The sequence below is a fragment of the Desulfovibrio sp. 1188_IL3213 genome (genome assembly GCF_036763145.1).
GTDB lineage: Bacteria > Desulfobacterota > Desulfovibrionia > Desulfovibrionales > Desulfovibrionaceae > Desulfovibrio.
In genome coordinates this window covers 1-1,348 of sequence record NZ_JBAIYR010000536.1, presented here as the reverse complement: position 1 = coordinate 1,348, position 1,348 = coordinate 1, and the positions used below count along the sequence as shown (strand labels likewise).

Genomic DNA, 1,348 nt, shown 5'->3' with positions numbered 1-1,348 from the left:
GTCTTGCCGGCCGCTGCCCCTGCCGGGGCGGAAGGCTTCGGGGGAGTGGCTTCAGGCGCGACAACCTCCACCGGAAGCGCGGTTTTTTTGCCTTTTGCCGCTGCTGCTGCCTTGGTTTTGCTCGGGGTTATCTTGCTATTTTTTTTCATTTTATCCATACTCAGGCATTGGCGCTTTCAAAAGCGCTGCAATGTCTGTATGCTATAGTTTTGGTTTATTCTTTTCAATATTATTCATCGGGGCAAAGAACAGCCGTCCGTTGATTGCAGGTGCGGCCGTTACGGCGGGCTTGTCGCGCCCGGCCTTTCGGACCGGGATTTTCAGGACAGTTTGCTGGTTGCGCAGGCCATCATTTTTTGATGAACATGCCCGCGGCTTCCGCTCCTGTGGAAAACCCGCAGCTGCCGGAACGTTTGCATACCATACAGGCATTACGCTTGGAAAGCAAAGACGGGCTTTGCGCGGCAGCCGGGAAAGGCTTGCTTTTTCCAGTAAACTATGACGGCCAAGGTGGCGGCATTCATGACTTTCAGACAAGCGCTCGGTTCGGGACGCCCTCTTTTGCTTGACGGCGCCATGGGTACCATGCTTCAGGCCTCCGGTCTTCCCGCAGGTACAAGCCCGGAAGAATTTTGCATGGCAAATCCCGACATCCTGCGGGGCATCCATGCGTCCTACCTCAAGGCGGGCGTTGACCTGCTTACATCATGCACATTCGGAGGCAATGCCTACAAGCTGCCGAAAGGGCTTGATGTTTTTTCTTTTAACAAGCGCATGGCCTCGGTGGCGCGCGCGGCTGCGGCCGATGTGCCGCGCCCGGAGGGACGCCCTGTCTTCGTGGCGGGCAACGTGGGGCCTACCGGCCACTTTGCCAAGCCTTTGGGGCCTGTAGAGCCTGCCGAGCTTATTGATGTTTTTGCCCAGCAGATCCGAGGGCTTGTGGCCGGCGGCGCTGATCTTATTTTTATTGAAACCCAGTTCGACCTGGCCGAAGCCAGGGCTGCCGTAGTGGCCGCCAGGCAGGTCTGTGACCTGCCCGTAATGGTTTCCATGACGTTTGAGCAGGGCGTGAGCCTTACTGGCTCAACCCCCGCCATTTTTGCCGAAACCATGCAAAACATGGGTGTGGACGTGGTGGGGACCAACTGCAGCCTTGGCCCGGAGCAGATGGAGCCTGTGGTTGCCGAGCTTTTGGGCGTGTGCGCCTGCCCGGTCATGGCCGAACCCAATGCGGGCCTGCCCGAACTGCGGGGAACGCAAACTGTGTTCCCGTTAGGCCCCGAAGACTTTGCCCGCAAAACAGCCTCGTTTGCCCATATGGGCGCGCAGGTGCTGGGCGGCTGCTGCG

At 58.5% G+C, this 1,348-nt stretch carries 2 protein-coding genes; both read left to right on the top strand.

Annotated features, from left to right (window positions below):
• The coding region (locus tag V6C16_RS13375; RefSeq protein ID WP_333543451.1) for a hypothetical protein at positions 1–502 on the top strand (502 nt) is incomplete at its 5' end.
• Between the two features lie 20 nt (positions 503–522).
• Positions 523–1,348, top strand: an 826-nt coding sequence (locus V6C16_RS13370) for a homocysteine S-methyltransferase family protein (protein WP_333543450.1), incomplete at its 3' end; no start/stop codon positions are given.